This is a genomic window from Clostridium tagluense (genome assembly GCF_003865095.1).
Classification (GTDB): Bacteria; Bacillota; Clostridia; order Clostridiales; family Clostridiaceae; genus Clostridium_AD; species Clostridium_AD tagluense.
In genome coordinates this window covers 30,013-43,821 of record NZ_BHYK01000034.1, presented here as the reverse complement: position 1 = coordinate 43,821, position 13,809 = coordinate 30,013, and the positions used below count along the sequence as shown (strand labels likewise).

Annotated in this window: 14 protein-coding genes and 1 pseudogene; 11 read left to right on the top strand and 4 right to left on the bottom strand. The window is 30.8% G+C overall.

Going from position 1 to position 13,809, the window contains the following annotated elements; genetic code table 11:
- Positions 1-317 precede the first annotated feature (317 nt).
- Positions 318-959: a DUF4352 domain-containing protein gene (locus Ctaglu_RS20500; RefSeq protein WP_125005228.1), complete on the top strand. Its 642-nt coding sequence runs from the start codon at positions 318-320 to the stop codon at positions 957-959.
- A gap of 46 nt (positions 960-1,005) precedes the next feature.
- On the opposite strand, the gene Ctaglu_RS25465 is transcribed toward Ctaglu_RS20500, so the two are convergent.
- Both Ctaglu_RS25465 and Ctaglu_RS20495 read right to left on the bottom strand, forming a co-directional pair.
- A complete protein-coding gene (locus Ctaglu_RS25465; RefSeq protein WP_185732874.1) occupies positions 1,006-1,146 on the bottom strand; it encodes a DUF6364 family protein in 141 nt (46 codons plus the stop codon).
- Between the two features lie 85 nt (positions 1,147-1,231).
- Positions 1,232-1,459, bottom strand: a complete 228-nt coding sequence (locus Ctaglu_RS20495; RefSeq protein ID WP_125005226.1) for a helix-turn-helix domain-containing protein — start codon at positions 1,457-1,459, stop codon at positions 1,232-1,234.
- A 325-nt stretch (positions 1,460-1,784) separates the two neighbouring features.
- On the opposite strand from Ctaglu_RS20495, the gene Ctaglu_RS25460 reads away from it, so the two are divergent.
- The 8 genes and pseudogenes from Ctaglu_RS25460 (at position 1,785) to Ctaglu_RS20465 (ending at position 8,890) form a co-directional block, all read left to right on the top strand.
- A complete protein-coding gene (locus Ctaglu_RS25460) occupies positions 1,785-1,922 on the top strand; it encodes a hypothetical protein (protein WP_185732873.1) in 138 nt (45 codons plus the stop codon).
- Positions 1,923-1,959: 37 nt separating this feature from the next.
- Positions 1,960-2,133 (top strand): annotated as a pseudogene (locus Ctaglu_RS20490) (YbaK/EbsC family protein); the annotation flags it as partial.
- Positions 2,134-2,459: 326 nt separating this feature from the next.
- Positions 2,460-3,806 (top strand): pyridoxal-phosphate dependent enzyme, encoded by a 1,347-nt coding sequence (locus Ctaglu_RS20485; RefSeq protein ID WP_125005222.1) that lies wholly within the window; start codon positions 2,460-2,462, stop codon positions 3,804-3,806.
- Between the two features lie 427 nt (positions 3,807-4,233).
- On the top strand, positions 4,234-4,899 hold the full coding sequence (locus Ctaglu_RS26030) for an ABC transporter permease (protein ID WP_226098894.1): 666 nt from the start codon (positions 4,234-4,236) through the stop codon (positions 4,897-4,899).
- Positions 4,900-5,790 (top strand): glycine betaine ABC transporter substrate-binding protein, encoded by an 891-nt coding sequence (locus Ctaglu_RS26025; RefSeq protein WP_233439890.1) that lies wholly within the window; start codon positions 4,900-4,902, stop codon positions 5,788-5,790. It abuts the gene before it with no gap.
- A gap of 71 nt (positions 5,791-5,861) precedes the next feature.
- A complete protein-coding gene (locus tag Ctaglu_RS20475; protein WP_125005220.1) occupies positions 5,862-6,797 on the top strand; it encodes an ABC transporter ATP-binding protein in 936 nt (311 codons plus the stop codon).
- Positions 6,798-7,008: 211 nt separating this feature from the next.
- The gene (locus Ctaglu_RS20470) at positions 7,009-7,428 is read left to right on the top strand and encodes a MarR family winged helix-turn-helix transcriptional regulator (protein ID WP_125005218.1); all 420 of its coding nucleotides are present in this window, start codon (positions 7,009-7,011) and stop codon (positions 7,426-7,428) included.
- Positions 7,429-7,447: 19 nt separating this feature from the next.
- Entirely contained in the window at positions 7,448-8,890 is a 1,443-nt protein-coding gene (locus tag Ctaglu_RS20465; RefSeq protein ID WP_125005216.1) for an MFS transporter, read from the top strand.
- Between the two features lie 105 nt (positions 8,891-8,995).
- Here Ctaglu_RS20465 and Ctaglu_RS20460 read toward each other — a convergent pair whose 3' ends face one another.
- Positions 8,996-9,505 (bottom strand): DUF2179 domain-containing protein, encoded by a 510-nt coding sequence (locus Ctaglu_RS20460; protein ID WP_125005214.1) that lies wholly within the window; start codon positions 9,503-9,505, stop codon positions 8,996-8,998.
- A gap of 316 nt (positions 9,506-9,821) precedes the next feature.
- Between Ctaglu_RS20460 and cax the strand changes: the two genes are divergently transcribed.
- On the top strand, positions 9,822-10,865 hold the full coding sequence (gene cax / locus Ctaglu_RS20455; protein WP_125005212.1) for a calcium/proton exchanger: 1,044 nt from the start codon (positions 9,822-9,824) through the stop codon (positions 10,863-10,865).
- A gap of 390 nt (positions 10,866-11,255) precedes the next feature.
- Positions 11,256-12,932 (top strand): methyl-accepting chemotaxis protein, encoded by a 1,677-nt coding sequence (locus Ctaglu_RS20450; RefSeq protein WP_125005210.1) that lies wholly within the window; start codon positions 11,256-11,258, stop codon positions 12,930-12,932.
- Between the two features lie 236 nt (positions 12,933-13,168).
- On the opposite strand, the gene Ctaglu_RS20445 is transcribed toward Ctaglu_RS20450, so the two are convergent.
- A complete protein-coding gene (locus Ctaglu_RS20445; RefSeq protein WP_125005208.1) occupies positions 13,169-13,738 on the bottom strand; it encodes a hypothetical protein in 570 nt (189 codons plus the stop codon).
- Between the last annotated feature and the right edge of the window lie 71 nt (positions 13,739-13,809).

Here is a 13,809-nt window from a genome sequence, read left to right as displayed (position 1 = left end):
AGAAAATACACAACTTAAACAGACCATAGCAACCATACAAGGGGCTGTACAAGTAGCAGCACAATAATTCAAACCTCAGGGACTAATCTCCTTGGGGTCTTTTTTATTTTTTGTTAATTTATATATAAGTTTTTAAATACAGTGGGTTTAAATGTAAATTTTGAATGATTTTACCGATTGATAGATGCTGGCTTTTAATTATACTTACACATTAATATTCAAATGCTTGTAAATGCTTCTAAAATTATTTTTAATTGTATGATTATGGTCGGTATGGTACAATTCAATAGAATTTAAATATACGAGGGGGATTAATTATGAGTAAAATGGTAAATTGTAAGGCTTGTGGTAAAGAAATAGCAAAAGGGGTAAATAAATGTGTTCACTGCGGCAAAGACCAAAGAAATTTCTTTGCGAAACATAAAGTAATAACTGGGATTTTGGTAGTGGTGGTAATAGGCATTATCGGTAGTACAGCAGGTGGTAAAAAGGATGATACAGCTAAGGTAGCCGATAATAACAAAACAACAACGACCGCTACAGCTAAAGTAGCAGAAACGCCAGTAGTTAAAGATGTCTACGCAATTGGAGAAGCTGTTAAGTTAAAAGATGCAGTAGTAACAGTTACTAAGGTTGAAAAGTCTAACGGAGGCGAGTATGACAAGCCAAAAGATGGAATGGAATTTGTTATAGCAACGGTTTCTATTAAAAACAGTGGAACGAGTGAAATTTCTTATAATCCTTTTGATTTTAAAATGCAAAATAGTAAAGGACAAATTACGGATGAAGGTTTTACAACTATAAATACTGATTCTGCATTAGCCAGTGGTAATTTAGCTAGTAATGGAGAAATCACTGGTACAATGGCTTTTGAACAACCCAAAAATGATACAGCTTTGATTTTAAAATACAAAGGTAGTATGTTTAGTAATAAGGAAATCAAATTCAAATTAAATTAAATTAAATTAAATTAACATGAAAAGTAGCTAAGGGTATAAACCTTAGCTACTTTTCATGTTTCTTTTGTAAATACTCTGTCAAGAGTTTATTGACAATTGCAGATAAATTTGTATTCTCATCTATTGCAATTTTTTTAACAGCTTTAACAACGTCTTCATCTAGATACAAATCTTTTTTAGTCTTCATAATACACCCCAAAAATAGTGTAACGGAATGTATTAAATAAATATATGCAACAATGAGGTATGTCGCATAAAATTAACTGAAAAAATTACTTGCTGCACCTCCGCCTACAAATATGTTTACAATCAAATTCAATCAAATGGTGTGGGCAAATTCCCAGTGCTATTCCTATTTTTTCCACAGTGCAAACAGTGGGGCTTTTTCTTATGCCTTCTATAGCGGATATTGCCGTTTGGCTTACGCCACTTGCGATAGATAACCTTCTTTGTGACCACTTTTTTTTCTCTCTGTATTCCCTTATCTTCATCTTATACATAATCGTTCCCCTCAAATGCCCTTATATGGCTTTTATATTTCAATATATATTATATTTCTACAAAGTTCAACGTGTAAATTATGCCAATTGTCGTATTGAGGGGATTAAGAGCACTATAGTGCTCAAGAATAGGTTTATAATAAACTCATGATAAATAATTAACAAATATAAAATTGTAAGCTGTTTGACTATATGTAATATGCAATAATGGCATTGACTATATGAGAACAAACGTTCTATACATTTGCAAATTAATATGTTATTATTAATTCATTAAGGATAGATATGGAAGATTTAAAGGATAAAACGGAGGGGGACAAAACTGATGTCAAATGTGGAAGTAAAAACTGGGGATAAAATATTAAAAAAAGAAATTGATATTAAAAAAATAATTCAAAAAGAAAAGGAATATTATGTAAAAATTAGAAATTTAAAAAAACACTATGGCAAACAAAACCTATAGCGTTTTCATTTATTATATTTTTGTACAAACAGATAGTGGAGGATGTTCGCCTATAGGTATGAAGAAACAGTATAGAACATTTATCCATGAAAGTGCTTTAGAGATAGAAACCATAATAGTAAGTGCTGGGAAAATAGGATTTCAAATAGAAATTAATCCGAATTCGTTAAAGGATATTGTGGGCGGGCAATTTGAAGATTTGATAAAATAAACTAGATAATATTCAAGAAATAATAACAAAAACTTCCTCATATTTGCAAATTTCGACTTAAAATGCTATACTTAACATAAGCAAAGCATAGTAAAATGTTCATTTAGAGTAGATGAGCCCTAAGCAATGATATACTTGAAGTTTTTAAGTAAGATTGAAAAATTCAAAAAAAATTATAACTGCATTATGAGCAGGGCATACTATGTTAGATAGTAAAGTTTGCAAAAAAGTTGAAGTTTAAGAACGCCAGCTCTAGCTCTAACATTTAACAAATGAGTTAGAGTAATTTAAAAATCTATTTCTAATTAAATGTTGAAGGAGAGATTATGCGAAAAAGTGGAAGAACACCCTTAATGAGAGCGAAGAAATTAGAAAAAATATTAAATATCGGAGAGATATATCTGAAGCTTGAAGGAGCTAATCCATCAGGACATAAATATGACCGTATTTCAGAGGTTTTAGTAAAAGATGCTGTTGCTAATGGTTTTAAGCAAATTTTAGTTGATGGTTCTGAAAGTTACATAAAATCAGTAATGCTATTTGCAAAATTAAAGGAACTTGAAGTTAAGGTTCCACTATTTAAAAATGAAAAATGGAAAATATCTCGTTTAGATAAAGATGTTTTACTAGATTTACGAGATAAAAAAGATAATTTTTCACGCCCCCAATTAAGAAATATAGCAGAGCAAAGCAACATGTACTTGACCTGCGAATGGGATTTAAACACCATTATAAGTCATCTCATCTTTGAAGACATGACTAAAGAGTGTTTAGAACGTATGGATTTTAAAGTGGATACTATAACCACTAAATTAGGCTTTGGATATACACTTTCAAGTATTTATAGTGGCTTAATAAAAAGCTGGGTACATGAAGAATTGAGTGAAATACCTCAATTATTATGTGGTGCTAGCACATCATGGCAAGAGGATCTCAATCAATATGTTAGGAAAATGAACATTAGACAAATTGAAACTAATAACACTAAAAAAACAGTTTTGTATTCACCAGGCAGAGATACAGATATAGTTGAAAGCATTAACAAAATTATTGTGGAGACTGGTGTCGAAATGTTTGACATTGAAGAAGAAGATCTGAGGCAGGCAGTTACTATGCTACGTGAAACTGAGGGCGTTATTATTTCAAGGAAAGAAGCGTATGCAATGGCAGCCGTTATCAAGAAAGCGCAACAAGGGTTGCTTAAAAATGGAAAGCATTTAATTATTTTAAACGATGCAAGAAGTGAAGTTGAGGTATGTGAAATTACAAGTTTTAATGATAAAAACAAAGATGAGTTACTGAACATGACACGAACTTGGTTAGCAGATTATAATGATTCAGTGGGAGAGACAGTAGATGCTATAGAAAAAGCCATGAAAGAAGGATTTTTGTTAATAGCCAAACGAAATGGAGAAGAACAAGGTATCTGTATTGTTGTTAATATGGGATTTGAGACGTTTATCTCCACATATCATTTAGCTTATATTGGTGTTAAACCCGGTAATAAAGGGCGTGGTGTGGCATCAGAACTTATTGGGCGTGCAATAGAACTTACAGATGGTAACCTGTCACTTCACGTAGATCTTGATAATAAACGTGCGAAAAATCTTTATCGTAAGATGGGATTTAACCATGTATATGATCGTATGATTTATAACCATCCAATGGATTAATATAAAAGGTGAAAAACATCGAAATATATTTATATTTCGGTGTTTTTTTGTGATTAAACTAGATATATTTTCAATATTAAGGGGTTATCATCTCCAATGGTTACAAATTTATCATCTAAAACTAAAAAATTAAAGTTGGCATGAAAATTTTCATAGGTTAATCTAGAAAGAAAATTGAGAAAAAATAACATATACCAAATAGAAAGTGTTTGAATTCACAGAAAACACTGTATATAACAATTGCTTTTTCTTGACAATGTTTGTCCGAGGAAATATAATGAAAATATAAGAAAGATAATGTAAATTTCTAGAAATTTTATTCTGTATATTTAAATAAGAAGTTCTTACTAATATAAAACATAATTTAATTTATATTTTAGCAGTACTGCAAGGAATATATTTTAAGGAAAGGGACAACAGGTGAAAAATGAATTTTATTTTAGAAATTTTTAAACTATATAGCTCTAGATTTGATTTTTTTGTTCAATTATTTATCCAGCATATTTTGCTCTCTGGAACAGCAATTATTTTTATTACAATAATCGGTTTGATCCTTGGGGTATATATAACAAGAAATAAGAAGGCCGCTGGAATAGTGCTTGGAATAGCAAATTTTTTATATACTATACCATCCATTGCCTTGTTTGGGTTCCTAGTTGCAATATCTGGTATAGGAAATAAAAGTGCTTTAATTGCACTGACGGTTTACGGAGTGCTTCCTATCATAAGAAACACTTATGTGGGAATAAGTGAAGTGGATTCACAGATAATAGAATCTGCAGTAGCTATGGGAAGTACAAATAGTCAGTTACTTTTTAAGATACAGTTTCCATTAGCATTACCAGTAATAATTGCAGGATTTAGAACTATGGTGGTAATGACTATTGCCCTTGGTGGAATAGCTTCCTTTATAGGAGCAGGTGGTCTTGGCGTAGCAATTTGGAGAGGTATAACTACAAACTTTCCTGAAATGACAGCAGCAGGTAGCATACTTGTGGCAGCCCTTGCAGTAGTGTCAGATTTTTCCTTAGGTATTCTTGAAAAGAAGATAAGAAAAAGAGTTTTTGGAACAGTAAAAATTGGAGGAGTATAAATGAATAAAAAAATACTTGTAAGTGCTTTAGCTTTGATTATGCTTGTATCATTAGTTGGGTGTGGTAGTAAAACAAAAAAAGTTGTGGTAGCATCAAAACCAATGACAGAGCAATATATATTAGCAGAAATGATAACGGCGTTAATTGAAGGTAATACAGATATAAAGGTAGAAAAGAAATTAGGTATAGGAGGAGGAACTTCAAATATTCAACCGGCAATGATTAAGGGTGAAATAGATATATATCCAGAATATACAGGTACAGGTTGGCTTTTTGTACTTAAAAAAGATTTAATTAGGGATCCTCTTAAATTATATGAAGAAGTGAAAAAAGAGTACAAAGCTAAATATGATATAAAATGGCTCGGGTTATATGGATTTAATGATACCTATGCTCTTGCAATCAAAAAATCCGTTGCAGACAAGCTAAACATAAATACTTATTCTGATTTGGCTAGCAAGAGTGATAGCTTAAAATTTGGTGCAGAACCCGATTTTTATGAGAGAGAAGATGGATATAAAGGGCTACAAAAGGAATATAATTTTAAGTTTAAAGAAAAGCGAGAGCTTGACATAGGACTTAAATATGAAGCAATAAATTCTGACAATGTAGATGTAATAAATGCTTTTTCAACAGATGCTCTTCTAAAAAAATATGATATGAAAGTTATTGTGGATGATAAGAATTTTTTTCCATCATATTTTGCTTCAACTTTAATACGTGAAGAGACACTTAAGAAATACCCAGAACTTGAAAATGTACTTAATAAACTCCAAGGAAAAATAAATGATAAAGAAATGATTCAGATGAATTATTTAGTGGAAAGTGAAAAGAAGGATCCAAAAGATGTAGCAGTGGAATTTTTAAAGGGTAAAGGATTATTAAAATAGTAATCGGACCTGCCAGGTTCTGCTTACACTATATTAGCACCAAAAGGTTTGTAAAGAAAGGACTAATATAAATGGAACTTATTAAATTTGAAAATGTAGAGAAATCTTATAAAAATGGGATAAAAGTAATAGATAATCTGAATTTTACTATACATAGTGAGGAATTCATAACTTTAATTGGTAAATCTGGTTGTGGAAAAACTACTATGCTTAAACTTATAAATGGTCTAATTAAGCCAGATTCAGGGAAGATATTCATAAGTGGTAAAGAGATAAATCAGTGGGATATTATTCAGCTACGACGAAGTATAGGATACGTAATCCAGCAGATAGGTCTATTCCCACATATGAGTATAGAGGATAATATAGGTTATGTGTTAAATATTAAAAAAGTATCAAAAGAAGAGAGAGTTAAGAAGGCTAGTGAATTAATAGAACTTGTTGGTCTTAGCTCAGAATATTTAAAAAAATATCCAAGAGAATTAAGTGGTGGTCAAAATCAGAGAGTTGGAGTAGCTAGAGCTCTTGCATCAAATCCGGAAATAATTCTCATGGATGAACCCTTTGGTGCGGTGGATGATATAACAAGGAGAGTACTTCAGGAAGAAATATTAAAACTTAACGAGAAGTTAAAGAAAACTGTAGTATTTGTAACTCATGATATAGATGAAGCCTTTAGACTCGGAAGCAGAATAGTGCTTTTTGATAAGGGGAAAATAGTTCAACAAGGAAATAGAAAAGAAATGATATTTAATCCTAAAAATAAGTTTGTAGAAGATTTTTTTGGCACTAAAAATTTTACTGCTTATTTAAATGTAACCCTCGTAAAAGATGTCATGATGCCAGCTTTTGAAGAGAAAAGTATTCCTAGGGTCAATGAGGAATCTTCACTTATGGAAGGAATTAAAATATTGTTTAATTATGGATTAGACCACATAGCGGTGGAAGATAAAACAGGAAAAATTGTTGGAATGTTTTCGCTAAAGTATATAAAAGATAGAATTTAAAACAAATGAGAAAAGGAAATGAGATAAAATACATCTTATTTCCTTTATTTTAGGTTAAATTATGTGATTATAATAATTTAAATAAGGGAATAGGTGTATAGTTGACTTGTCAACGAAATTCAATTATAATAAGGTTGACTTGTCAATTAAAATAACAAAAGAAAAAGATGATTATATATAAGGAAGGTGAAAAATTTTGCAGGAAGGCATAATGTACTTAATTAAACTCAATAATAAAATTTTCAGAACTACGCAAGTTTATTTGGATAAGGTATTAAAAGAATATGAATTAAGTAGCGGTTCTTACCCATATTTACTTATATTAAGGGAAAATGAAGGTATTAGTCAAAATAAAATAAGCGAAGAAGTAGGTTATGATAAGGCAATGTCAGCTAGAACCATTACAAAACTTATAAAACTTGGATACATAGATAGGAAAAAAGATGAAACTGATTCTAGAGCCTATAAGCTATACTTAACAGAAAAGGCTAAGGTTATAATTCCCAAAGTTTTAGATGAAATTCATAAATTAGTACATATAATAACAGTGGATTTAAATGAAGAGGAAAAGGATATAACCATAGATTCCTTAAATAAGATTCTAAACAATATAAAGAAAATTAAATTATAAGGATAAAAGGAGAATAGAGATGAGTTTGAAAAATAATAGTAATAATAAAAATAGATGGGTAATTTTATTTATAGTTGTAATGGTAACTTTTATGTGTACTTTAGATAGTAGTATTGTAAATGTAGCTTTACCTGTGATGGCTAAAGCTTTGAATGTATCATCAGCGAATATTCAATTGGTAGTAACAAGTTATTTAATTATAATTTCCGCAACTATATTAGTTTTTGGAAGATTGGGCGATGTAGTTGGTAAAACAAAGGTATTTAAGTTTGGACTAGCACTATTTACACTAGGCTCTTTACTTTGTGGAATAACAAGTTCTCTTCCAGTTTTAGTGTTTGCAAGAGTAATACAGGGAATAGGAGCTGCGGGTACTATGGCCAACAATCAAGGGATTATAACTGAAGTATTCCCAGTAAATGAAAGAGGAAAAGCACTAGGAATAACAGGAACCTTCGTGGCATTGGGGGCATTGGTAGGACCAGCATTGGGAGGATTTATAGTAAGCACTACCAGTTGGGAATATATATTTTTAATAAACGTACCAATAGGTATAATAACACTATTTTATAGTTTAAAGATACTTCCTAAAGGTCACAAAACAGCGAAGGTAAAATTAGATGGTCTTGGAGCATTATTGTTTATGTTTGCTATAGTTCCTCTATTTGTAGCTCTAGGTAAGGGACAAGAGGCTGGGTTTACCAATCCAATAGTTTTATTAGGCTTTTTAATAGCAATTATTTCTTTCATTTTATTTATTAAGGTGGAAAAGGTGCGTGAAAATCCCTTATTACAGCTGGAGATTTTTGAGAATAAATTGTTTTCACTAAGTATATTTTGTGGGTTTATATCCTTTGTAGCCATCTTTTGTTCAATTATCATTCAGCCCTTTTATCTTCAGGATGTGCTTAAGTTTTCACCAGCATCTACTGGACTAATACTTATGATTTTTCCCTTGATTTTGTCAGTAGTGGCACCAATTAGTGGACATTTGTCAGATAAAATAGGTTCCGAAATTCTTACTTTTATAGGGCTTGTGCTTACAAGTTTGGGGCTACTATTAATGTCAACTTTAAATGAGCAGTCTTCAATAATAAGCATGGTGATTTTTATAGCAACTATGTCGATAGGAAATGGTTTATTTCAGTCACCTAATAATTCTTTGGTAATGTCTACAGTACCAAAGGATAAGCTAGGTATTGCAGGAAGTGTGAATGCACTTGTGAGAAATTTAGGGATGGTGTGCGGGATAGCTTTAGCTACTACTATTTTGTATAACAGGATGAGTTATAAAATTGGTCATAATGTAACTGATTATGTAATTGGGAGAAATGATGCATTTATTTATGGAATGAAAACTGTATATATAACTGCCGCCGCTATTTGCATGATTGGAGCGATTTTAACCTTTTTAAGATTACACAGAAGTAAAGCTAAATTGAAAAAGGTTTCATTAGAGTAAATGGAAGAAAATACTGTGGAAGTATACCGCATATAATTCATAAAAAAGAGCTGTCTCATTCTATAAATTACTTTCTAGTTTGAGACAGCCTCTTATTTTTAATTTTTATTTTTTAATACCATAACCACCATATATAGTTTTAGTATCCATTAGTGAGATTACAGCCTTTATATGAGAATTGTGTATTATTTTTAATATTTGAGATTTTCTTTTTCTTTTAACATGCAAGATAAGCATTTTCTTATCTTCTTTTAATCCTTCTGCATCAATAATAGTAACACCTACATTTTCTGCTCTCAATATTTTAGCCAAGGCATGGCCATCTTTTTCAGATACTATTGCATTTATTGTCATGAGTCCTAGTGCTAGTTTATCTTCTAAAATACATCCAATATAATTTCCACAAGAGAATCCTAATGCATAAATTACCATTTTAAATGGTTCTTTACTTATTCCAACAAGTACAGTACTAATTACATATAACCATATAAGTACTTCAAAAAAACCAATAATAGCTCCATAAAATTTTTCGCCTCTAGTTATTAGTACTACTCTAACCGTGGTTAAAGAAACCTCAATTATTTTAGCGAAAAAAATAAGGATATAACCAAACATAAGCAACGCTCCTTTATGAAAGTATTTAATGCTTGTGCGTCTTATAATATACAGCATGCTCCATTTAATGAGTTTTTACAAGACTTATTCATGAAAGTTAATACATATTTAACTAATAGGATATACATTCTTTAGTTACAATAATTAAAATAAGTGAAGAAAAATTGGTCATCCTGTAACTGACTATGCAATTTGGAGTAATTTCAAACTATATTATGGTATAATTGTTTGATTAATAATGGTTTCATTTTTAAAATTTATATGATAGGGGTGAAAAACTGCTAGAAAAAATAAATTTTCATGGCAGTAAAGGATTATGAAGTATCTTAGATATTTATTAATACTAATACCAGTTAGTATAGTGTTTGAATTTATGCATTTAAGTCCTACTTTAGTTTTTGTTACGTCGGCTCTTGCAATTATACCTTTGGCGGGACTCATGGGGGAAGCTACAGAAGAAATATCAGTGTATTCAGGGCCTAGGATAGGCGGATTTTTAAATGCCACATTTGGAAATGCTACCGAATTAATAATAGCTTTCTTTGCTCTTAAAGAAGGCTTGTTCGAAGTAGTTAAAGCATCAATTGTTGGGTCTGTAATAGGAAATATATTACTTGTGTTAGGGGCAAGTATGATTTTTGGTGGTTGCAAATTTAAGACACAAAGTTTTAACAAAAAAGCTGTTGAAGTTTCTTCTAGTATGCTTTTATTTTCAGTAATAGGTCTAAGTATACCAGCAATATTTACTCATACAGTTAAGGTTGATTTATTGACTTCAAAATATGAGAGTTTAAGTATAGCTGTAGCTCTAATTATGTTCCTTATATATATTTTGGGATTGTACTTTTCATTTTTTACTCACAAAGATATATATGGATCTGAGCATAAAGGCGAGGTTCAATCAAAGTGGAGTTTGAAAAAATCTATTTTAGTTCTTATAATTGCAACGCTATGTATAGCTATTGAGAGTGAATTTTTAGTTGGATCAGTAGAAGCAATGACGAAAGCTATAGGCTTTAGTAGTTTTTTTGTAGGAATAATTATTATACCTATAATAGGAAATGCTGCAGAACATAGTACGGCAGTTATAATGGCACTAAAAAACAAAATGGATGTAGCAGTAGAAATTGCAATAGGTTCAAGTTTACAAATAATATTATTTGTTGCTCCAATATTGATTTTTTTAAGTTTGTTATTTAAGCCTATGAGTATTATTTTTAACGAGTTTGAGCTAGTGGCACTAATAGTATCAGTGATTATAGCAAATAGAGTTGCTAGCGATGGTGAATCAAATTGGCTTGAAGGAGTTCAACTTATAGCAGTTTATATAATTATCGCTATATGTTTTTTAATACTTTAGCAAGTTCAGTTAGGACTTACTCACAAAAACCCTAAGAGTGCAGACTTTAAATAAAAGATATAGACTAATATCTATATGTAACACTTATGATTGTAAATAAGACCAGTACTTTAAAAATCAATGTTGATATTGAAAAATATTAACATTGATTTTGATGTGCTGGTCTTTATTATTTTAGATTACAAAAAACAAGCTGGGAGTTGTGAAAAAATTTGTTGAAAATAAGAGCTTTTCGAAATATATTGACATGGTACAACATATTATATGCTATGATAGTAAAGTTTTCTAAAATATGATATTATTACATTAAAATTATAAATTAAATATTAGAAAAACTGAGAAAGATATTGTAGTTTGATTCAAGTTCATTATATTAAAAGGAGGATACAAATGAAAAATAAAAAATCAAAGACATTAAAGGGAAAGTTAGTTTTTATAACCTTAGCTATTTTTTTAACAGTGTTAGTATTAAGTACATTTATTGTAAGCTTTCTCATAAAAAATGAGATGAAAACTGTTTTATTAAGTAAATCATTAGAAACTACAAAAGAAATTTCCTATGAGGTAAATAATATACTAAACACAAAAGATATTAATATTGAAGCCTTACAAAGTTTTGTTGTTAACAAATCAAAGCAGAGTAATATTACATATGCGGTTATAATAGATACTAATGCTAAAGCCATAGCTCATAGTGATAAGATGAAAATAGGAAAGGTTTATGATGATGATTATACAATAGACGGAGCAAAAAATGGAAATATAAAAACATCTAGGTTTTATGCAGATGTTCAAAAATATTGGACATATGACATTATGGTGCCAATATATGCAAATAAAACACTAATCGGAGCACTTGATATTGGTATACCGGAAAAAGGTATAACGGAGGTTGTAAATAAAATACTAGTTATTCAATTCATATTACTAATTATTTCACTTATAGTAATTAGCGTTCTACTTATGCTTATTTTTGGTAAAGCGCTCTCTCCAATCAATAAAATGGTAGTTGGACTTGATAAAATAGGCAAATTTGATTTAACTGATAGCGATGAAATTAGCGAACTTATAAAACGACAAGATGAGATGGGCAAAATAGCAAATTCAATACGCAATATGCAAACTGGAGTTTCTTCTTTGATAAAAGGAATTATGGATAATTCGCAGAATCTTAGGGGATCATCTGAAGAACTTTCAGCAACAATGCAGGAATTAACATCAACAATTGTAACAATAGATAGTGCTGTTAAGAATATTGCAAATGAAATTCAGGAATCAAGTTCAGCAACTGAGGAAATAAGCGCATCCGTAGAGGAAGTGGACGCAAGCATTAATGAGCTTTCACAAAAGGCGATGCAAGGAAGTAATAATGCAAATGGAGCAAAAGAAAGGGCTACAGAAGTTAAAAAGAGTAGCGGAAAAGCTATAGAAGATACACAAGAACTATACGCTGAAAAACAAGATAAGATGTTAAAAGCCATTGAAGATGGTAAGGTAGTAGATAGTATTAAGGTTATGGCGGACACTATAGCAAGTATTGCAGAACAGACTAACTTACTTGCATTAAATGCTGCTATAGAAGCAGCAAGGGCTGGTGAGCAAGGAAGGGGCTTTGCAGTAGTAGCTGATGAGGTTAGAAAACTTGCAGAACAATCTTCACAGGCAGTAATAAGTATTCAAGATACAATTATAAGGGTTCAGGATGCATTTAAAAGTAGTACTGATACTGGTAGTGATATATTACAATTCATTAATAAAGATATTCAGGAACAATTTGATGCGTATGGAGAAGCAGGAAATCAGTATTATAATGATTCTGATTTTGTAAGCAAAACATCAGAGGAAATTGCTACTATGTCAGAACAGATTACGGCCACAGTAGGTCAAGTAAGTGAAGCAGTGCAGATCATGGCACAATCTTCGCAAAAATCCAATGAACAGGCTGAAACAATAAAAGAGAGTATGGATGAAACTACGAAAGCTATAGAACAAGTAGCTTTGATTGCGAAAAGTCAATCTGAATTTTCACAAAAGCTTGATGAAATGGTGAAAGAGTTTAAGATATAGTTTTAGTCAAAGAGACAAAGACGAATCAAGGAGTAGAACTAAAACTCTATAAGGTGTAGATAAAAGTCCAGCGAAACTTAAAGTTTTGCTGGGCTTTTTACGTGGTTTATAAATCTTTATAAACAGTAATCCAACGTAAGTTCATAGCATCTTTGAAGAAATAATCACATAATTAAATACAATAAAAAATCAGTTGACCAATCCAATGACTAACTGATTTTTTATTGTATATTATGCTATTTTTTCATTTCCTGTTTTCCAGTGACTTTACTTGTAGCATCTATTTTGAATGTGGATTTAGATTCAGCCGTAGTAAAATATATATTTCCATCAACTGTAGCGTCTATTAACTTAAAATTGCTTGCTGAAACATAGAGATCCCCTTTGAAAGTTCCATGTTCTATACTGCCCATAGGACTTTTAAAAGTTAATTTTGGCGCAGTCAAAGTGTATCTAGCAGTTATGGTTTTATTTTGATCTTGTGCATATAGAGCTATTTTACGTTGTATAATGTCCTTGCCAGCTGTATCTTTTTTGCCGTTTTTAAACTCACCTTCAATCACAAGATCCTTATTAATGGCTAAATCTTTTGTTATTGCAATAATCCATGTACCTTTGCTACTTATTGCATTTTCAAAGGCAGCGGCGTTATCTACTATTGAAGCTGTGGTTACTACATTTGGGGTTGTTACTGATGGTTTTGTTTGTGGTGATGTTACCTGCGGTGTTTTTACAGGAGTTTTAGCACACCCAACAAACAATACAGTTGATAGGGATAATGTTAATAATATATTTTTGGCTTTCATTAGAAATCCTCCTTGTAAGTTATATAGTTTTTATTACAAATTTAGTATAACCAGAATAAAGAAAATTATTG